Source organism: Trichococcus sp. ES5 (genome assembly GCF_900067165.1).
In the GTDB taxonomy this organism is placed as follows: domain Bacteria; phylum Bacillota; class Bacilli; order Lactobacillales; family Aerococcaceae; genus Trichococcus; species Trichococcus flocculiformis.
Window position 1 is genome coordinate 1 of record NZ_FJND01000006.1, and the last position, 20917, is coordinate 20917.

At 44.8% G+C, this 20917-nt stretch carries 17 protein-coding genes, 1 tRNA gene and 2 pseudogenes; 17 read left to right on the plus strand and 3 right to left on the minus strand.

What is annotated here, in order from left to right; translation table 11 throughout:
- Positions 1 to 312 (minus strand): annotated as a pseudogene (locus TES5_RS06550) (transposase); the annotation flags it as partial.
- Positions 313 to 742: 430 nt separating this feature from the next.
- On the opposite strand from TES5_RS06550, the gene TES5_RS06555 reads away from it, so the two are divergent.
- The 4 genes and pseudogenes from TES5_RS06555 (at position 743) to TES5_RS06570 (ending at position 3736) form a co-directional block, all read left to right on the plus strand.
- On the plus strand, positions 743 to 997 hold the full coding sequence (locus tag TES5_RS06555) for a DUF1146 family protein (RefSeq protein WP_068561068.1): 255 nt from the start codon (positions 743 to 745) through the stop codon (positions 995 to 997).
- A gap of 119 nt (positions 998 to 1116) precedes the next feature.
- Positions 1117 to 2430, plus strand: coding sequence for a UDP-N-acetylglucosamine 1-carboxyvinyltransferase (gene murA, locus TES5_RS06560; RefSeq protein ID WP_068561069.1), 1314 nt, complete (start codon positions 1117 to 1119; stop codon positions 2428 to 2430).
- A 64-nt stretch (positions 2431 to 2494) separates the two neighbouring features.
- Positions 2495 to 3466: pseudogene (locus TES5_RS06565) on the plus strand (rod shape-determining protein); the annotation flags it as partial.
- Positions 3467 to 3547: 81 nt separating this feature from the next.
- Positions 3548 to 3736 (plus strand): DNA-directed RNA polymerase subunit beta, encoded by a 189-nt coding sequence (locus TES5_RS06570; RefSeq protein WP_068561070.1) that lies wholly within the window; start codon positions 3548 to 3550, stop codon positions 3734 to 3736.
- A gap of 380 nt (positions 3737 to 4116) precedes the next feature.
- On the opposite strand, the gene clpP is transcribed toward TES5_RS06570, so the two are convergent.
- A complete protein-coding gene (clpP, locus tag TES5_RS06575; protein WP_255356051.1) occupies positions 4117 to 4764 on the minus strand; it encodes an ATP-dependent Clp endopeptidase proteolytic subunit ClpP in 648 nt (215 codons plus the stop codon).
- A 253-nt stretch (positions 4765 to 5017) separates the two neighbouring features.
- Positions 5018 to 5089, minus strand: a tRNA-Arg gene (locus tag TES5_RS06580).
- Between the two features lie 225 nt (positions 5090 to 5314).
- Here TES5_RS06580 and TES5_RS06585 point away from each other — a divergent pair.
- The 13 genes from TES5_RS06585 (at position 5315) to smpB (ending at position 20866) form a co-directional block, all read left to right on the plus strand.
- A complete protein-coding gene (locus TES5_RS06585; RefSeq protein WP_178137788.1) occupies positions 5315 to 6409 on the plus strand; it encodes an RNA polymerase factor sigma-54 in 1095 nt (364 codons plus the stop codon).
- 368 nt (positions 6410 to 6777) lie between these two features.
- Entirely contained in the window at positions 6778 to 7815 is a 1038-nt protein-coding gene (locus tag TES5_RS06590; protein WP_068561073.1) for a sugar-binding transcriptional regulator, read from the plus strand.
- Between the two features lie 39 nt (positions 7816 to 7854).
- Positions 7855 to 8856, plus strand: coding sequence for a type I glyceraldehyde-3-phosphate dehydrogenase (gene gap / locus TES5_RS06595; protein ID WP_068561074.1), 1002 nt, complete (start codon positions 7855 to 7857; stop codon positions 8854 to 8856).
- A gap of 110 nt (positions 8857 to 8966) precedes the next feature.
- Entirely contained in the window at positions 8967 to 10157 is a 1191-nt protein-coding gene (gene pgk / locus TES5_RS06600; protein WP_068561075.1) for a phosphoglycerate kinase, read from the plus strand.
- 26 nt (positions 10158 to 10183) lie between these two features.
- Positions 10184 to 10939, plus strand: a complete 756-nt coding sequence (tpiA, locus tag TES5_RS06605) for a triose-phosphate isomerase (protein ID WP_068561076.1) — start codon at positions 10184 to 10186, stop codon at positions 10937 to 10939.
- Positions 10939 to 12471, plus strand: a complete 1533-nt coding sequence (gene gpmI, locus TES5_RS06610; protein ID WP_068561077.1) for a 2,3-bisphosphoglycerate-independent phosphoglycerate mutase — start codon at positions 10939 to 10941, stop codon at positions 12469 to 12471. The genes tpiA and gpmI overlap by 1 nt, the downstream gene beginning before the upstream one ends.
- A gap of 94 nt (positions 12472 to 12565) precedes the next feature.
- The gene (gene eno, locus TES5_RS06615; RefSeq protein ID WP_068561078.1) at positions 12566 to 13864 is read left to right on the plus strand and encodes a phosphopyruvate hydratase; all 1299 of its coding nucleotides are present in this window, start codon (positions 12566 to 12568) and stop codon (positions 13862 to 13864) included.
- Between the two features lie 322 nt (positions 13865 to 14186).
- Positions 14187 to 15272, plus strand: coding sequence for a 3-phosphoserine/phosphohydroxythreonine transaminase (gene serC / locus TES5_RS06620; RefSeq protein WP_068561079.1), 1086 nt, complete (start codon positions 14187 to 14189; stop codon positions 15270 to 15272).
- Positions 15272 to 16441 carry a phosphoglycerate dehydrogenase gene (locus tag TES5_RS06625; RefSeq protein ID WP_068561080.1) on the plus strand — a complete coding sequence of 390 codons (1170 nt, stop codon included), beginning with the start codon at positions 15272 to 15274 and terminating at the stop codon, positions 16439 to 16441. Before serC ends, TES5_RS06625 begins: the two co-directional genes overlap by 1 nt.
- A gap of 338 nt (positions 16442 to 16779) precedes the next feature.
- Complete coding sequence (gene secG, locus TES5_RS06630) at positions 16780 to 17019, plus strand: preprotein translocase subunit SecG (protein WP_068561081.1); 240 nt, start codon at positions 16780 to 16782, stop codon at positions 17017 to 17019.
- A 235-nt stretch (positions 17020 to 17254) separates the two neighbouring features.
- A complete protein-coding gene (locus TES5_RS06635; RefSeq protein WP_068561082.1) occupies positions 17255 to 18013 on the plus strand; it encodes an alpha/beta hydrolase in 759 nt (252 codons plus the stop codon).
- A gap of 2 nt (positions 18014 to 18015) precedes the next feature.
- Positions 18016 to 20382, plus strand: coding sequence for a ribonuclease R (gene rnr / locus TES5_RS06640; protein WP_068561083.1), 2367 nt, complete (start codon positions 18016 to 18018; stop codon positions 20380 to 20382).
- 25 nt (positions 20383 to 20407) lie between these two features.
- Positions 20408 to 20866, plus strand: coding sequence for an SsrA-binding protein SmpB (smpB, locus tag TES5_RS06645; protein WP_068561084.1), 459 nt, complete (start codon positions 20408 to 20410; stop codon positions 20864 to 20866).
- Positions 20867 to 20917 lie beyond the last annotated feature (51 nt).

A 20917-nucleotide genomic window follows, 5' to 3' on the forward strand; every position in this document is an offset into this window, starting at 1 on the left:
CTTTAAATCATAATAAATATCCTGGAGGAACAGGTAGCCACCATTGAATAGACAAGGCTGATTTTTTTCGATTTGTTTGATAGGGGATAAGGGAGCGAGGATTTCTCGCTGGTTTTCTTTTTCCTTCGCAGTAAGCTCCGACACATACGTTTTTGCCCATGCATAAGGATCTTGCCCATCCAGTTTTTCACGGAGCTCCTTTTCAGTGCCGAGCTTCTCTACCGTGATGGTTCGTTCCTTTCCGTTCTCATAGATGGTTTTGGTAACGTAGAAGGAGGCAGCGTTTTTAGATTTTGAAACTTTCAACCGCATAAGAACAGCTCCTTTTTATTTTCATTATAACAAATCACGCTAAGTCACGCAAAATTTAACCGATAAATTTGACAAAAAAAATAAGCCCTCTCGGGCTTTCCGGATGCTTTTTCGATTCGTAAGTGTCAAACTCCCGCGTATCGGTGTTTCGAAGAACAGATCCAACTGAGAAAAAGAGGCCAGAGATGGCCTCTTTTTTTTGGAGCCATTTATTTATTTCCTGACAATTAATTAGTGGACGCGACGATATGCACAAATTATCTGCAGAAATAGTTCACAATTTCATTCTGATGTATTGTAACATATTATTATACCTGATAAAGAATATGAATGTAAACGATTTTCTTAGTAAATTCTTAGGCGATAGTCCGACAAAAAACAGCTTGTTGGTTTTTTTTTCAAAATATTTATGTTAGTATAGTTTGAGAATATGGGAGGAGTGCGTCACTTGGACTTAACGCTGTTTAACGGTATAATAGTATTGCTTTCCCATATGATATTCATTTTCATTTCTTTTTGGTCGTTAAAAGCCATCAGGCTGGAGAAATGGATCAGAAAGGGACACATACGCGAAGCAAGGGTGCTCTATTTCTTTCTGTCGATTGCTTTAGGCTTTACGGTAAGTAAGTTTCTGCTTGAGTTGGTGACAACCTCGCGAAATATCAGTTACTTACTGTTCTCATGATCCCGCTCACAGTTGCACAATAGAATGTGCCTGTAAAGGCAGATCAGAGTTCCATTTTTTACAATAGTTGCATACAAACATACAAATGAAATCACAATTGACTTTCGGAGGGATTTTTAATGGAAAAAATAATTGTTCGCGGCGGTAACCGTCTTGAAGGAACAGTTAAAGTTGAAGGCGCAAAAAACGCAGTTTTGCCGATTTTGGCTGCTACACTTTTGGCAAGCGAAGGGCAATCTGTATTGACGAACGTTCCGATACTGTCTGATGTTTTCACAATGAATAATGTTCTGAAACATCTGAATGTCGGCGTTGAATTTCAAGAAAACAACAACACCATCTTAGCGGATGCATCAAACGACATCAATTTTGAAGCGCCCTTTGCTTATGTCAGCAAAATGCGTGCGTCAATCGTCGTTATGGGTCCGCTATTAGCACGTCTGGGTCACGCGCGTATCGCTTTACCTGGTGGCTGTGCCATCGGAACACGACCTATCGACCTTCACTTGAAAGGTTTCGAAGCAATGGGAGCTGACATCAAAATCGAGAACGGTTTTGTTGAAGCGAAAGTCGACAGATTGGTCGGTGCACGCATCTATTTGGACTTCCCGAGTGTCGGTGCTACTCAGAACATCATGATGGGCGCTACTTTGGCGGAAGGGACCACCATCATCGAAAACGTCGCACGCGAACCTGAAATCGTCGATTTGGCTAATTTCCTGAACCGTATGGGCGCGAAAGTGGTCGGAGCCGGAACAGAAACAATCCGTATCGAAGGCGTTTCGTCCATGAAGGCAACAGAACATTCGATCATCCCGGACCGAATTGAAGCAGGAACATTCATGATTGCAGCAGCAGTCACGAACGGGAATGTTTTTATCGAAGATGCGATTGCCGATCATAACAAGCCGCTGATTTCGAAACTGAAGGAAATGCACGTTGCTTTCCAGGAAGAAGAAAATGGTCTGCGTGTCATCGGTCCACGTTCTTTGAAAGCGACCGATGTCAAAACGATGCCACATCCAGGGTTTCCTACCGACATGCAGGCACAAATGACGATTGCGCAATTAGTATCCCAAGGAACCAGCACGATGACCGAAACGGTATTCGAAAACCGTTTTATGCATTTGGAAGAGATGCGCCGTATGAATGCTGATTTCAAAGTCGAAGGGCAGACGGTCCTGATTCATGGCAATACTGATCTGCAAGGCGCTGAAGTAGCCGCATCGGATCTGCGAGCGGCAGCTGCTTTGATTATCGCTGGCCTTGTTTCCAAAGGCTATACACGCGTCACGAATCTGTCGCATTTGGACCGTGGTTATTATGAATTCGATAAAAAGCTGCAGGCTTTGGGTGCTGATGTTGAACGTGTAACCGAAGATGAAAAAAATGTTTTCAGCGATGCGGAAGTTGAAGCACTTTTCGTAAAATAAGTCGGACAACGGTCGTCCGCAAGATAGCTATCGCTAAATGATGAATGTTTGAGAGGGGAACAACGTGGCCAGAGATATAGGAATCGATTTAGGTACAGCAAACGTACTGATTCACGTTAAGGGGAAAGGTATCGTCTTGAACGAGCCTTCCGTTGTCGCAGTAGACACAAAAACCGGAAAAGTTTTAGCAGTTGGGGAAGAAGCCTATATGATGGTTGGGCGTACGCCGGCAAACATCAGAGTCATTCGTCCGCTGAAAGGCGGCGTTATCGCAGACTTTGACATCACAGAAGCAATGCTGACCCACTTTATTGATCGCTTAAATGTGAAGGGTTTTTTGACTAAGCCGAACATTTTGATCTGTTGTCCGACGAACATCACTACGATTGAACAAAAAGCGATCATCCAAGCCGCAGAAAAGAGTGGCGGCAAGAATGTGTATCTGGAGGAAGAACCGAAAGTTGCTGCTGTCGGAGCCGGGCTTGATATTTTTCAGCCGAACGGTAATATGGTCATCGATATGGGTGGCGGAACGAGTGATATCGCAGTATTGTCTTTGGGCGGTATCGTAACGAGCAGCTCGATCAAAACAGCCGGTGATAAACTGGATGCCGACATCATGAATTTCGTCAAACGAGAACACAAATTGTTGATCGGTGAACGGACTGCTGAAAAAATCAAAATAACGATCGGGACCGCTTTGGAGCCTGAGAAGGAAGAGAAGATGGAAATCCGTGGCCGTGACATGGTGACGGGACTGCCGCGCACTATTTACATCACTTCGAAAGAAGTATATGAAGCGATGCACGAGACTTTGGTTCTGGTCGTGGAGCAAGCGAAGGAAGTTTTGGAAATGACGCCTCCTGAGCTGGCTGCCGACATCATCAATACCGGAATCGTGTTGACAGGTGGGGGTGCTTTGATCAGCGGAATCGAGAAACTCTTCTCGAGCGAGTTGAAAGTTCCGGTATTTGCTGCTGAAAAACCATTGGATGCAGTTGCTTTGGGAACGGGTATCCTACTGAACAACATCGATCAAAAGAATCGTCCGTCCAGCGGACTTTTCGGTTTGTTGGCGCGACTGATCCAAAAAACAAAAATAAAAAAAGGAAGATAGGTGATCGCTTTGAAATTTGATTTCAAACCTGTACTGTCAACGGTGATGTGGGTTTTGATATTCATGTTGATGGCTTTCATTCTCTTCGGAGCCGGATTGATGGTCGGATACGGTGTTCTGGGTGACGGCAATCCGGCCCTCGTGTTCAGCAAGCAGACCTGGGAACATATCTTTGATTATATCCGTTAAGGAAATAAGAAGGGCAGACAGGAACGATTGCGTTCCGTCTGCCCTTTTTTGATTTTTTTCCTGAATAGGTGCGAGCGGGTGGGGTTTCGGATTATTTCTTTGTTCTTCATTTGCTGTGCTCCGGTGAGCGAAGGCTTCGCCGGAGCACAGACGCAATTAGATGAGCGAACTCCTGAAAGGATGGCCTCGCTGGAGTTTGCACCGATATCAATCGGTCTCCGCCGGTAAGCGGGCGCCTCACCGGAGCTGCGAACTCGTATCCGCTGTTGTGCCAATGAAAAAGGTCAAATCTTTCTACCCATGCTCCACAAAATCAGCCATATAAAAACGAGGACGGCCAGCATCCTTCTGCTGGTCGTCCTCGCTTTTGTCGCATATTTTTATTTCAATGATTTTGAATTGACCATGACTTCGTCGATCAATCCGTATTCTTTCGCTTGTTGCGCGGTCATGTAGTTGTCGCGGTCGGTATCGCGTTCGATGACTTCCATCGGTTGTCCTGTGCGTTCAGCCAAAATTTTATTCAGGCGTTCGCGTGTCTGTAGGATATGGCGGGCTGCGATTTCAATTTCGGTTGCTTGACCTTGTGCACCGCCAAGAGGCTGGTGGATCATGATTTCAGCATTCGGCAACGCAAAACGTTTGCCTTTCTCGCCGGCAGTCAGCAAGAAGCTGCCCATTGAAGCTGCCATACCCATTGCGATGGTCTGAACATCCGCTTTGATGAAGTTCATTGTATCGTAGATGGCCAAACCAGAAGATACGCTGCCGCCTGGAGAGTTGATGTAGATATAGATATCTTTTTCGGAATCTTGGGCATCCAAGAATAGCAATTGCGCGATGACTGAGTTCGCCGTATTATCGTCGATAGGGCCGCTCAACATGATGATGCGGTCCTTCAGAAGACGGGAATAAATATCATATGCACGTTCACCACGGGATGATTGTTCGATTACTGTAGGGATTAAGTTCATATATGTTTCCTCCTCGTTCGTTTTGAATGAACAGTTTTTCTTTACATGGTTTATTTTAACTCATTGGTCAGGAAAGGTCAATTGTAATGTTTGTCCATAAGTCTGACGATTTCTGGTGAAATATACCTTAGTCAATCATATCGTTTCAGTCAGCAAATGTCCAAAAATAGATAGCAGAAATGCGGATTGTATTCAGGGTGAATAAAAAATCGAATAAAAAAATCTCCTCTTCCGCGAGGGAAAGGAGATTTTTTGCATTTGCTTTGCATTCAAATGCTGGGAACGTTGATGCATCAATAAAATAATACGTCTCCTGAGGGAATCGAACCCCCATCTCAAGAACCGGAATCTTACGTGATATCCATTACACTAAGGAGACAAGCAACATTAAAATTATAACCTATAGCGTGAAAGATGGCAAGGGGGAAATTCAATTTCAAATTCCAGAGTTGTCTGGGACGTCTCTTTAAGTCGGAAGAACGTCCTTTAAACTACAGAATCACCAATCCTGCTGCGATTGAAATCCAATCCCTTTAACTGAAAACGATTTCAATAAATGCTTGTGTGTGATAAAATGATTCTGAAAAGGGGAGGAGGGGTTGATGTGTCAGTTATATCAAGTGTGCATATGGATAAGGAAAGCTTAGAGGAATCGCTGAAGCTTGTGGGATACGACAACGAGGAGTTGTTCGCTTATCTTCAACAAAAAGCGTTGGGCAATCCTTTGATCGAAGTGAAAATAAATAAAGAATTCGACGAACGCGCTGTAAAAGAAAAAACGGTTGTATACAAGCCGGATAAGGACGACCCTATGGACACTGCTTCCGCAATGGATCAAGTGTCTGAAGAAGTGCCGGCGTTGGATACTTTTTTATTGGAACAAATCTATGCAAATATGCGGGATACACCCTTGCGCGATTTGGTGTTATTCTTGGTGGCGTTCATCAATCCGGAGGGGTACGTCACCATCAATCTGAATGAAGCCGCGGAACAGAAGGGCGTCGAACCGATTGAGATGTTGGATGCATTGACGCTTCTGCACCAATTGGATCCCCCAGGTGTGGGTGCCCGGAATCTGCAGGAATGTCTGATGCTGCAGACGGAGCGGGATGAACACGCGCCGGAAATCGCCTATTATGTCTTGGAAAATTTCTTCACGGCTTTCAGTGATAAAAACTGGCAAGAAATAGCGGATGAAATGGCAGTTGATCTGGCCGACGTGAAAAGTGTATTCGAGTATGTCCAATCGTTGGACCCGACACCGGGATCCGCATTCGGCGATGACAATCTATTTTTGCCGAGACCGGATCTTTATCTGCAACTGCTGGATGGGCACCTGACTGTGAAATACAATGAGTGGGCTTCTCCATTTGTTGTTTTTCAAAAAGAATATTATGAAGAGATGCTGCAGCATGATGATGAAGACGTACAACAATTTCTGGCAGCGAAGAAAACGGAAGGGGAGCAACTGCGGTCGGCGTTGGCATTCAGAAAAGAAATGTTGCTTGCGGCGGGAGAATTGATCTGTTCCTTGCAGAAAGGCTTTTTCCTGGAAGGCCGAGAACTGGAGCCGCTCGATGTGACTCGCTTGGCTGAAGATTTAGCGGTCCCGGTCACTGTCATGCGCGAAGAAATATTGGAGAAAATGATTGAAACGGACCGTGGGACATTTTTGTTGCGCCAGCTATGCGGTGAATAGCCACGAAAAGCGGTTAAGATAAGTAAAAAGATGCGAAGCGCTAAACAATAACGGGACGAAAAACGACCCTTTTTGAATGGTTGTTGTATCAAGGTTTTTTGAAAGCGCATATCTGAAAGGCAATCGGATTATAGGTTACTCGTGATATATTGAACGAATCTATTTTGAAGGAATTTGAATTAATTTATCAAAACGCTTGAAACGTCTAGTATTTACTGTTAAAATGATGGAGTAAAGACGAGGGAGAATAGACGGAAGTAAAAAAATATTTACAGTCTTATTCCATCTCTCCTGATATGAAATAAACGAGGACCGCCTTAGATTGCAGCGGGGCGAAAAGCGTCCACGTGCAAATGAAGAGGGTTGTTATGGAAGAGTCTATTTCAGTCTTGCAGCAAATAGTCCCGGATATTATGTCAGCCCTTCAAAATCGTTACCACATCATGCGTAATATCCAAATGTACGCTCCAGTCGGAAGACGCGTCCTGGCCGATAAAGTTTCCTTATCAGAAAGGACTATGCGGACTGAGACAGATTTTTTGCGGAAACAAGGTCTCTTGTCGAGTTCTAAGAACGGAATGGAGTTGACCGAGGAAGGCGAAAATGTTTTCCGTCACCTGGAAAAATTCATGCGGTTATTGCTGAATATGAATGCGAAAGAGAAGGCCTTAGCGGATTATTTGAACATTCAGTTTTGTAGGATTGTTCCTGGTGACAGCGATGAAGATGCATCCATTCTGGATGAAATCGGAAAAACGGCCGCCAAAGAACTGCATGCGTTATTGCCGGCAGGCGAATTTATCGTTGCTGTGGCTGGTGGGAGTACAATGGCACGGGCTGCCGAACATTTTTCACCTGAATTGTCCCAGAACAGGAATTTTATTTTTGTTCCGACACGAGGTGGTTTAGGCGAATCGATGTCGATACAAGCCAACAGTGTCAGCGATCGTATGGCGCAATTGGTCGGCGGTGAGAACATGGCACTTTTCGTTCCCGATAACTTGAGCGAAAAAGCTTATGCATCAATGAAATCCGAGCCATCGATCAAACATACTTTATCCGTCATGAAAAAGGCAAACTGCTTGTTATATAGCATCGGTAATGCTAAAGTAATGATGGAAAGACGCAGGATGTCGCATGGGATGATTTCGTCCCTGGAAGCGCACAATGCGGTAGGTGAAGCCTTTGGTTGTTACTTCAATGAAAATGGAGAAATCGTCTATCGGTTGTCCCGCTTCGGGCTTCAGATTGAAGAAATCGAAAAGATCCCGTACGCAATGGCCATTGCAGGGGGAAATACGAAAGCCAAGGCAATTAAAGCATTCATGAAATATGCCCCGCATCAAACATGGCTGATTACAGATGAGGGTGCAGCTAATCTGATTTTAAAAGGGGTAACCCTTTAAAATAAAAATTTTGACTTATCCTAAGGAGGAAATCTCAGTATGACAGTAAAAGTTGGTATTAACGGTTTTGGACGTATTGGACGTTTAGCATTCCGCCGTATTCAAGAAGTAGAAGGAATCGAAGTTGTAGCAATCAATGACTTGACTGACGCTAAAATGTTGGCTCACTTATTGAAATATGATACAACTCAAGGCAGATTCAATGGTGATGTAGAAGTTAATGACGGATTCTTCACTGTAAACGGAAAAGACATCAAAGTGTTATCACAACGTAACCCAGCGGATCTTCCATGGGCAGAACTTGGCGTAGAGTTCGTATTGGAATGTACTGGTTTCTTCATGAGCAAATCAGGCGCTCAAGCTCACGTTGATGCAGGTGCTAAACGTGTTCTATTGTCTGCTCCAGCAGGCAGCGACGTTAAAACAATCGTTTATAACGTTAACCACAACATTTTGGATGCTGACGATGTTATCGTTTCAGGCGCATCTTGCACAACTAACTGCTTGGCTCCAATGGCTAAAGTATTGAACGACGAATACGGAATCATTGAAGGCTTAATGACTACAATCCACGCTTACACTGGCGACCAAAACACTTTGGATGCTCCACATCCTAAAGGCGACTTCCGTCGTGCACGTGCTGCTGCTGCAAACATCGTTCCTAACACAACTGGTGCTGCTAAAGCTATCGGTGACGTATTGCCTGAATTGAAAGGCAAATTGGACGGAGCTGCTCAACGTGTTCCTGTTGCAACTGGTTCATTGACTGAATTAGTTACTGTATTGGAAAAAACTGTAACTGTAGAAGAAATTAACGCTGCTATGAAAGCTGCTTCTAACGAATCTTACGGCTACACTGAAGACCAATTGGTTTCAAGCGATATCGTAGGCATGAACTTCGGTTCTTTATTCGATGCAACACAAACTAAAGTAATGACAGTTGGAGACAAACAATTGGTTAAAACTGTTGCTTGGTACGACAATGAAATGTCTTACGCTTCACAATTAGTTCGTACTTTAGTAGAATTTGCTAGCTTATAAGATCTCATCTTTCATCTAATGAAAGCTGAATCGTAGAAGATATCAAAAGCGGGGAGGCAACGCGCTTCCTCGCTTTTCTTATGTAGATACACATATCAGGAGGCGACGTAATGACAAAGAAAGTTGTAACAGATTTAGATGTAGCTGGAAAAAAAGTATTGGTTCGTGCTGATTTCAATGTTCCTATGAAAGATGGAGCAATCACTAACGACAACCGTATCGTTCAGGCTCTTCCTACAATCAACTACTTGATCGAAAATAACGCAAAAGTCATTCTTTTCTCTCACTTAGGAAAAGTAAAAACTGAAGAAGACAAAGCGAAGTTGAGCTTGAAGCCTGTAGCTGATCGTTTGGCTGAATTATTGGGCAAAGAAGTCACTTTCGTTCCTGAAACACGCGGAGAAGCTTTGGAAACTGCTATCGCAGCATTGAAAGACGGAGATGTTTTGGTATTCGAAAACACTCGTTTCGAAGATGTTGACGGCAAAAAAGAAAGCAAAAACGATCCTGAATTGGGCAAATACTGGGCTAGCCTGGGCGACTTGTTCGTGAACGATGCATTCGGTACAGCTCACCGTGCACATGCTTCCAACGTCGGAATCGCTTCTAACCTTGAAAGCGCAGCTGGATTCTTGATGGAGAAAGAAATCAAGTTCATCGGCGGAGCTGTTGACGAGCCTGTACGTCCATTCGTAGCAATCCTTGGCGGAGCAAAAGTAAGCGACAAAATCGGCGTCATCAAACACTTGTTGAACAAAGCCGACAAAGTACTTATCGGCGGCGGCATGGCTTACACATTCATGAAAGCACAAGGCTTGGAAATCGGCAAATCCTTATTGGAAGCTGATAAAGTCGAATTGGCGAAAGAATTGTTGGAGAGCGCTGGCGATAAATTGATTTTGCCTATCGATGCTAAAATGGCTCATGAGTTCGGCAACGATGTGGAAATCACAATCGCTAAAAACGAAGAATTCCCTGCTGACCAAATGGCATTGGATATCGGACCTGCTTCCGTTGAATTGTTCGCTAAAGAACTTGAAGGCGCGAAAACAGTTGTATGGAACGGACCAATGGGTGTGTTTGAATTATCAAACTTTGCTCAAGGAACAATCGGTGTCTGCGAAGCAATCGCTAAATTAAGCGATGCTGTAACGATCATCGGTGGTGGAGACTCAGCTGCAGCAGCTATGCAATTAGGCTTTGCTGATGATTTCACGCACATCTCAACAGGTGGCGGAGCATCATTGGAATACCTTGAAGGTAAAGAATTACCAGGTGTAGCATCAATTTCTGACAAATAAGCAACCTATCTTAAGGAGTGAGTATATTGCGTAAACCGATTATTGCCGGTAACTGGAAAATGAACAAAACAGCTAAGGAAGCACAAGCATTCATCGAGGCTGTAAAAACTAAGGTTCCTGCTTTTGATAAAGTAGAAGCTGTTATTGGATCACCGGCTTTATTTTTAGAAAACATGGTAGCAGCTACAGAGGGAACTGATTTGAAAGTTGCCGCGCAAAACTGTTACTTTGAAGAAGAGGGTGCCTTCACAGGTGAAATCAGCCCGAAAGCTTTAGGCGACTTAGGCGTCGACTACGTCATTATCGGACACTCTGAAAGACGTGAGTACTTCCACGAAACAGATGAAGACATCAACAAAAAAGCGCACGCTATTCTTCGCAATGGTATGACACCGATCGTTTGCTGCGGCGAAACATTGGAACAACGCGAATCAGGCGTTACAAACGAGTGGGTTTCAGGACAAATTACAGCTGCCTTGAAAGATTTGACTGCAGACCAAGTAGCTAACCTGGTTATCGCTTATGAGCCAATCTGGGCAATCGGTACAGGGAAATCTTCTACTGCAAAAGATGCGAACGACACTTGCGGCGTAGTGCGCGCAACTGTAGCTTCAATCTTCGGCCAAGAAGTGGCTGACAAAGTCCGCGTTCAATACGGCGGCAGCGTTAAACCTGAGAACATTGCAGAATACATGGCTGAAGAACATATCGATGGCGCTTTGGTCGGTGGTGCGAGTTTGGTTTCTGATTCATTCTTAGCATTATTGGAGGCTATTAAATAATGAGTAAAAAACCGGTAGCGATAATTATTTTGGACGGCTTCGGCTGGAGAAACGAAATGATGGGCAATGCGGTTAAGCTAGCAAAGAAACCGAACTTTGACCGTTATTGGAACAATTTTCCGCATGCAACGATGCTGGCTTCCGGATTGGCTGTAGGACTTCCTGAAGGCCAAATGGGTAATTCCGAAGTAGGGCATACAAACATTGGTGCCGGACGAGTTGTCTACCAAAGTTTGACCAGAATTGATAAAGCCATCATCGATGGTGAATTCTTGACGAACGAAGCGCTTGTCGGTGCTTACGATCACACGACTGAAAATGATTCTGCTTTGCATCTTTTCGGTCTGCTTTCCGACGGTGGTGTGCACAGTCACATCAATCATGTCATCGCTTTGATCAAGAGCGCTAAAGAAAAAGGTGTCAAAAAACTTTATCTGCATGCTTTCCTTGATGGCCGCGACGTGGATCCTCACGCTGCACCAGGCTACATCGAAACAGTGGAAAAAGCGATGGAAGAGATCGGACTGGGCGAAATTGCGACTGTTTCCGGTCGCTACTACGCAATGGACCGTGACAACCGTTGGGAACGTGTTGAATTGGCGTACAACGCCATCGCACACGGCGAAGGCGAGAAGTTTGAGTCTGCACAAGATGTCGTAAAAGCAAGCTATGCAGACGGTAAAACGGATGAGTTCGTACTGCCGACTGTCATCGTTAAAAACGGCAAGCCAGTAGGACCGCTGCAAGACAATGATGCGATCATTTTCTTCAACTTCCGTCCGGACCGCGCGATTCAATTGTCGAATGCCTTCACTAACGAAGAGTGGACGAATTTCGATCGCAAAGAGCGCGCAACAAACGTGAAATTTGTGACAATGACTTCTTACCAAGACACAGTTATTGCGGATATCGCCTTCAAGCCGATCCCGATGACGAATGTGCTGGGTGAAGTGTTGGCACAACACAACCTTTCACAACTGCGTATCGCGGAAACTGAAAAATATCCGCATGTAACTTTCTTCATGAACGGCGGACGTCACGAGCCTTTCGAAGGCGAAGGACGCATCCTGATCCCTTCACCGAAAGTTGCAACCTATGATTTGAAACCTGAAATGAGTGCTTATGAAGTGGGCGAAGCATTAGTGAAAGAGATCAATGACGACAAATACGACGCCATCATCCTTAACTTTGCGAACCCTGACATGGTAGGCCATTCAGGTATGTTGGAACCTACAATCAAAGCGATTGAAGCAGTGGATGAGAACTTGGGTGCTGTCGTTGACGCTATCCATGCAAAAGATGGCTATGCCATCATCTTCGCTGACCACGGTAACGCGGATACTATGTCCACTGAAGACGGACAACCGCATACTGCGCACACAACCGTACCGGTTCCTGTGATCGTAACCAAAGAAGGCGTTACGTTGCGCACCGACGGCAAATTGGCCGACGTTGCTCCAACTATGCTTGATTTGTTGAACGTAGAAAAACCAGCAGAAATGACAGGCGAATCGCTGATCGTTAAAGCGTAAGCAAAACGCTTCAGCTATTGCATAAAGTAAGATAATTGTCTAAAATGATACTTGGTAACACAAGTAATTCAGCCAACTAAAAGGAGAGAAAACCATGCCATACATTACAGATATTTTAGCTAGAGAAGTACTTGATTCACGCGGAAACCCAACTATCGAAGTTGAAGTTTACACAGAGAGCGGCGCTTTCGGACGCGGAATGGTTCCATCAGGAGCTTCTACCGGCGAACACGAAGCAATCGAATTACGTGACGGCGACAAAGCGCGTTACCTTGGAAAAGGTGTTTTGAAAGCTGTAGCGAACGTAAACGACATCATTGCTGATGCTATCCTAGGTTTCGACGTACGTGACCAATTAGCTATCGACAAAACAATGATCGACTTAGATGGCACTCCTAACAAAGAAAAATTGGGCGCTAACGCAATCTTGGCAGTATCTATCGCAGTAGCTCGCGCTGCAGCAGATTACTTGGATGTACCTTTGTACCAATACTTAGGCGGATTCAACGCTAAAACATTACCAACTCCAATGATGAACATCATCAACGGTGGATCACATGCTGACAACAGCATCGACTTCCAAGAATTCATGATCATGCCTGTAGGCGCTCCTTCATTCAAAGAAGCTCTACGTATGGGTGCTGAAGTATTCCACGCATTGGCTGCAATCTTGAAATCTAAAGGTTACTCTACTGCTGTAGGTGACGAGGGTGGATTCGCTCCTAACTTGGGTTCAAACGAAGAAGGTTTCGAAGTAATCATCGAAGCTATCGAAAAAGCTGGCTATGTACCTGGTAAAGACGTTGTTCTTGCTATGGATGCTGCTTCTTCAGAATTCTACAACAAAGAAAAAGGTGTTTACGACTTAGCTGATTCAGGCGAAGGCGAAAAAACTGTCGATGAAATGATCGAATTCTACGCTGACCTATGCAAAAAATACCCAATCATCTCAATCGAAGATGGCTTGGACGAAAATGACTGGGAAGGTACTAAGAAATTAACTGAAGTTTTAGGCGACAAAGTTCAAATCGTTGGTGACGACTTGTTCGTTACAAACACTGAAAAACTTTCTAAAGCTATCGAATTAGGCGTTGCTAACTCAATCCTGATCAAAGTTAACCAAATCGGTTCATTGACTGAAACTTTTGAAGCTATCGAAATGGCTAAAAAAGCTGGTTACACTGCAGTTGTTTCTCACCGTTCAGGCGAAACAGAAGATGCTACAATCGCTGACATCGCTGTTGCAACAAACGCTGGACAAATCAAAACTGGTTCATTGAGCCGTACTGACCGTATCGCTAAATACAACCAATTGTTACGCATCGAAGATCAATTAGGTGAATTGGCTGTATACGATGGTTTGAAATCTTTCTACAACCTAAAAAACAAATAATTTTAATTGATTAACAGGAAGGCAGTGCTTGGAACACTGTCTTCACATAAAGACCGTCTGGGATGACCAGACACGAGAAAAGTCCGGCGCTTGGAACGCCGGACTTTTTTTGTTGCGTAAAGCTATAACGTTCGGGTTTTGGTCGATAAATTCGACTTAGGTTCCAATATTATGATATTTTCGAGGTTTGTTCCTAACATCCGTATGTAATTATTTTTGGAAAATAGGCATTTTCGCTTTCATTCGTCGCATAATCTGCTATAATAAGATTAAATTATTATTAATAAATAATGAGGACAATTGATAAGGGGGAGACAAAAGGATGAAAAGAGCAAGAAATTTTTCCGCTGGTCCAGCAATATTACCAGAATCAGTCTTAGAGAAAGTACAGAGTGAAATGCTATCCTACAAAGATAGTGGCATGTCAGTTATGGAGATGAGTCACCGCTCCTCCTTGTTCGAAGAAATCATTCAGGATGCAGAACAATTATTAAGGGAATTAATGAATATTCCGGATGGATACAAAGTTTTGTTCCTGCAAGGTGGTGCAAGTCTGCAGTTCTCCATGATTCCGATGAATCTTGGAAAAGGCGGCAAAGTCGGTTACATCAACTCCGGATCATGGGCTAAGAAAGCCATCTCTGAAGCTAAGATTTTAAAAGTGCCCAATATTGAAGTATTGGCAAGTTCCGAAGCGGATAATTTCACTTACATTCCTGAAATTCCGGAAACAGACGAAGCATATGACTACATCCATATCACAACCAACAACACAATCGAAGGAACAGCATTCCAAACAATCCCTCGTTTCGTGAATGCACCGATCGTTGCCGATATGTCTTCCAACATTTTATCCAATCGTTACGATGTCAACGACTTCGGATTGATCTACGCTGGAGCACAAAAAAATATCGGGCCTGCAGGATTGACGATTGTGATCGTGAAAGAAGACCTGATCCAAACCGAGAATGCATTACCAAGCATGCTTGATTACCGTACACACATCAAAAACGATTCTCTATACAATACACCACCAAGTTTCTCTATCTATGTAGCTAAATTAGTCTTCGAATGGTTGAAGGATTTGGGCGGCGTGGAAGCTATGGTAAAAATGAACGAAGAAAAAGCTGGCTTACTGTACCGTACGATTGAAGAATCAGATTTATTCTCTTCTCCAGTTGCTGTCAATTCCCGATCATTGACGAATATCCCATTCGTTACCGGAGATAAAGAATTGGATGCGAAATTCGTCAAAGAAGCTACAGCGTTAGGCTTCCTTAACCTGAAAGGCCACCGTTCCGTAGGCGGTATGCGCGCAAGTATCTACAATGCATTCCCGTACGAAGGTGTCAAAGAATTAACAGAATTTATGAAAGCTTTTGAAGCTAAGGAAGGGAAATTCAAATAATGTTCGAGATTAAAACTTACAACGCGATTGCCCCAGAAGGTTTAAATTCACTGAATGCAGATCAATTTGTCCTTAATTCAGGCGCAAATCCTGACGGCATCATCCTCCGCAGTGAAAAACTGCATGGCATGGAATTCCCTGAGAGCTTGAAAGCCATTGCCCGTGCCGGCGCCGGCGTCAACAACGTACCCGTTGAAGAATGTTCCGAAGCAGGCGTCGTTGTCTTCAACACACCAGGCGCGAATGCCAATGCGGTCAAAGAGCTTGTGTTGGCAGCTATGATCATGGCTGCCCGTCCAATCAAAGAAGGACTGGATTGGGTCCAAACATTAAGTGGTGACGATGTTGAGAAGCAAGTTGAAAAAGGCAAAAGCCAATTTGCGGGGACGGAAATCTCCGGTAAAACATTGGGTGTCATCGGCCTTGGTGCTATCGGCGCGATGTTGGCCAATGATGCATTCCGTTTAGGCATGGAAGTCATTGGTTATGACCCATATGTTTCAGTGGAAACAGCATGGAACATCAACCGTCGTGTCCAAAAGGCAGCTTCAATCGCTGAAGTATTGGCTAAAGCTGATTACATTTCCATCCATGTGCCCGTCAATGCCGAAACAAAAGGTATGGTTGATGCAGCTTTCCTGGCTCAAATGAAAGACAATGCTGTTCTTTTGAATTTTGCCCGTGGCGAATTGGTCAACACAGCTGATATGCTGGCAGCATTGAAAGAAAAGTGCATCCGCAAATATGTTACAGATTTCGCTGACGAAGCTTTGCTTCATAATGATGACATCATTGTAATGCCTCACTTGGGCGCTTCTACTGAAGAAGCTGAGGTGAACTGCGCAATCATGGCAGCCCAAACATTAAAATACTTCCTGGAAACAGGGAACATCGTGAATTCCGTGAACTTCCCGGGAGTCGATATCGCGATGCATTCTCCTATCCGCATAACGGTCATCAACAAGAACATCCCGAACATGGTCGGACAGATTTCATCCGGTTTGGCTAAATACTTCATCAACATCGAAGATATCCTGAACCGCAGCCGCGGCAACTATGCCTACACTGTCATCGATATCGCCGAAACTGACCAAGCAGTACTGGATGAAGTTGTCGAGAATTTCAAAAAAATCGACGGCATCGTAAACGTCCGCGTCATCAGAAGATAAGAGAGTGTGATGATTCGCGTTTAGACACCCGTACGTTGGAGAAACCAGCTGTCGGTCACCTCTTTTGTGAACGACAGCTGGTTTCGAAACGGTAGTGGTGTCTGCGAATCAGAACACATTTCAAAGAGAGTGTGATGATTCGCGTTTCAAGAAGAGTGTGACGGATCCCTGTTTTAAACGTGGGACATCCCCCTAAAAAAGAACGGCAAAAGTGTCCGGACAGTCCCCTTCGTTGGAGGCGGCAGGTCCGGGCGCTTTTCTTTTCTGAAATTGCTAGCAAAACCCTATAATTTGTGCTACAGTTAGTAGTAGAAAATTATTATAGGGAGGTCCATCCTTTGTCATTATACGATGTACTATTAACGGCCCTGTTGGTTGTTTCTGTGCTGTTGATCATTGTTGTGCTGATGCAACCGTCAAAAACAAATGCAGCCAGTACACTTACAGGTGGAGCAGAGCAATTATTCGGAAAACAAAAGGCAAGAGGTTTTGAAGCGGTATTGCGTCAGATCACAGTCGTTCTCGGAGCGCTGTTCATCCTGATCGCCCTGGCTTTGACCTATCTATCCTCAAATTAACTATTGCAGGCAGAGACCCACTATCCGGTTTCTGCTTTTTTTAGTTAAGGCACGCAAACAGACCAAAATTCCCGGCGAGGAGCAGTTCACCGAGAATTTCCAGAGCGGGATCGACATCGAGCAAAATATTTTCCCAATGGACAAACGGTCAAAATTATTTATAGTCAGATTGGATATATTAGGAAAAAAGCTGTAAATACAGTAAAATGAAGATGAACGAGTTGGGAGGAATATTATGAAAGCAATCCATTTACCAGAACCCTTTTTCTTCGAAGCAGGCCCGCGCGCCGTCCTTTTGCTGCATGCCTACACCGGCAGTGCAAATGATGTGCGTTTGTTGGGACGGTTTTTGGAACGGAATGGGTATACTGTATATGCACCGAATTTTACGGGGCATGCAACCGACCGATTTGAGGATATCCTCGATTTAGGCGGCCCTGATATCTGGTTCGCTGATGCCATGCGTGCAAAAGCAGAACTGATGGAAAAGGGATACGATCAGCTTGCCGTTTTCGGACTGTCGATGGGTGGCATTATGGCAACAAGAGCCATCGAAACTGGCGGATTTATCGGTGGCGGATCTTTCAATTCACCAATCATCAGTTTTGAGGATTCCCGCGTGCCGATCAGTTTTATGCATTTCGCCAAGCTGTCGAAAAAGAAACTCGGTATGGCGAATCTGGAAATCGAGCACGAATTGGCGCTGATGAAGCCAAAATTGAATGCCCAGCTTGCCCAATTGGATGAGTTTACGGAACTGATCAAGGCGAATCTTGCCGACATCACAGTTCCCTATTACATCGCACAATCCGGCAAGGATGAAATGATCAGCGCCGACTGCGGGAAATTGTTGGCGGATCGCCTCGTAAATGCAGAAGTGGATTATCATTTCTTCTCTGAAGCAACGCATGTTATTACTGTCGGGAAAGACAGAAACGTATTTGAGGAAACAGTTTTGGCATTTTTGAACCGACTATATTGGAATGAGGGATAAGTATGAGAAAGATAGATCAGATCCAAATTGACGTTCTAGCCTATTTTCAAGAGCATGCCGCAAAGAGCATGACCTTGAAGCAAGTAAGTGAAGCGTTGGGTTACACGGAATCCGATGAATTCAAAGCACTAGTAAAAGTCTTTGCTCAGTTGGAAGAAAGAGGGATTCTGGTGCTGAACAAAACCGGACAATTCCGTCTTAAAACGCAAAGTGCCACAATGACAGGTACTTTCAGAAGCAACGATCGTGGTTTCGGCTTTGTGACGATCGATCCGAATGAGAGTGATCTCTTCATCCCGCGCGGCAAAACCGGCAGCGCGATGGAAGGGGACACGGTCGAAGTTAAAATCACCCGTGAGGCCGAGCCTTGGAATGACAGAGGTGTCGAAGCCGAGGTAACTGCTGTTTTGACGCGCAAGTCGAATCAGGTCGTCGGTGAGTTTGTTCCTTACGATTCGGACCGTCGTGAAGAAACTGGGTTTTTGGGGTTTGTCATCCCACAAGATACTAAAATCAACAGCATTGTTGTCTACATCAAGCCAGAAGGCCTTCATCCTGTGGAGGGCAGTGTCTGTCTGGTTGAAATCACCAGCTATCCGACACCGCAGAATCCAATCAAAATGGAGGGGCTGGTCACGAAAGAAATCGGCCATAAGGATGCGCCTGGTGTGGACATTCTGGCCATCTTGTATAAGTTCGGCATCCCTTCCGAATTTCCGGAGGAGGTGTTGGCCCAGGCCGAAAATATTCCTTTGGAGATTCCGGCCGAGGCGTTGGAAGGCAGACGGGATTTGCGTTCGGAACAGATCGTCACGATTGATGGCGCTGATGCAAAAGACCTGGATGATGCGATTTCCCTGAAACGACTGGAAAATGGCAATTATCTGTTGGGTGTACATATCGCGGATGTTTCCTATTACGTGACGGAAAATTCTCCAATCGATCGCGAAGCTTATGAACGCGGAACCAGTGTCTATCTGACGGATCGGGTCGTTCCGATGCTTCCCCAAAAATTATCGAATGGTATCTGTTCCTTGCTGCCGCATGAAGATCGTTTGACATTATCCTGTGAGATGGAATTGGATGCGGATGGGGAAGTGGTTGCTTATGATATTTTCCCGAGTGTCATCGAGTCGAAACAACGGATGACCTACTCCGACGTCAACGCAATCTTGATGGATCACGACAAAAAACTACGTGATAAATACAGCGATTTTGTGTCGATGTTCGAAGATATGGCAATACTCCATGAAACCCTTTTGAAAAAACGTCAAAAACGCGGGGCCATCGATTTCGAATCCGATGAAGCGAAAATCATCGTGGACGAAAACGGCCGCCCGCTGGACATCTATGTGCAGGATCGCGGTGTCGGCGAGCGCCTCATCGAATCTTTCATGTTGAGTGCGAATGAAACGATCGCCCATCATTTCACGAAGGCAAATCTGCCTTTCATCTACCGGATCCACGAGCAACCGGACCCGACCAAAATGATGCGCTTCCTGGAATTTGTGACGACCTTCGGCATTCTTGTGAGCGGTACGCATGAAAACGTAAAACCGAAGCAACTGCAGGCTGTCTTGGCGAAAGTCAAGGACGAGCCCTACGAAGCCGTTGTTTCGACCACGCTGTTGCGCAGCATGCAGCAAGCGAAATATGATGCAGTTCCCGTGGGCCACTACGGGCTGGCTGCAAAAGATTATACTCACTTCACTTCACCGATCAGAAGGTATCCCGATCTGATCGTTCACCGGTTGATCCGCACGTATGGAAAAGGTATCGTCGATCCGAAGGTGGTTGAGAAATGGAAGGGGCAATTGCCGGATATCGCTGTTCAGAGTTCGCAGATGGAACGCCGCTCCGTAGATGCGGAACGCGAAACCGAGTCGCTTAAGAAGGCAGAATTTATGATGGACAAAATTGGACAAGAGTTCGAAGGCGTCATCAGTTCCGTTACAAAATTTGGTATTTTTGTGCAGTTGCCTAACACCGTGGAAGGCCTCGTGCATATCTCGAAAATGGCGGAAGATTACTTTAACTACATCGAAAGTCATATGCTTTTGATGGGTGAACGCACCGGGGTCATGTACCGCATTGGCCAAAAAGTCAAAATCAAAGTAGAAAATTCTGATCCTGTCACGCGCGCCATCGATTTCTCATTGGTCATCGATAAGGATAGGACTCAGAGCCAGAGCGATCAGGATCTGGTCAAACAGATCCGCTCGAAGATTCCGAAGGGCAAAAAACGGAAACCGGGCCAATCCGATCGCGACAGCGGGCCGCGCAAAAAGACCGCAAAAGGAAAAGAGCCATTCTATTCCCGTACAGGCAAAAAAACCAAAGGGAAAAAGGACAGAGGCAAAAAGAAGTAAGCTAACGAAATGAAGGTGTCGAAGTATGCCAAAAGGCGAAGGAAAAGTTTTAGCGCAGAACAGAAAAGCCAGTCATGATTACATCATCCTGGATACGATAGAAGCCGGGATGGTGCTGACAGGAACGGAAATCAAATCCGTCCGCAAAGCGAAAATAAACTTGAAGGATGGCTATGCAAGTATCCGGAACGGGGAAGTATTTCTCCAGAATGTGCATATCAGCCCATTCGAACAGGGCAATATCTTTAACCACGACCCGCTGCGTACCAGGAAATTACTGCTGCATAAAAAACAAATCAAATATTTGATTGAAGAGACCAAGACGACAGGCGTCACGTTGGTGCCGTTGAAAGTCTATCTCAAAAATGGAGTTGCGAAAGTGCTCATCGGGCTGGCAAAAGGGAAAAAGAGCTACGATAAGCGCGATGCATTGAAACAAAAAGATATGAAACGTGAAATCGACAGAGCAATGAAGGAAAGATAAGCATAAATGTGAATAACGAACGCGCCCGCATTCCTGATGGAGTGCAGGCGC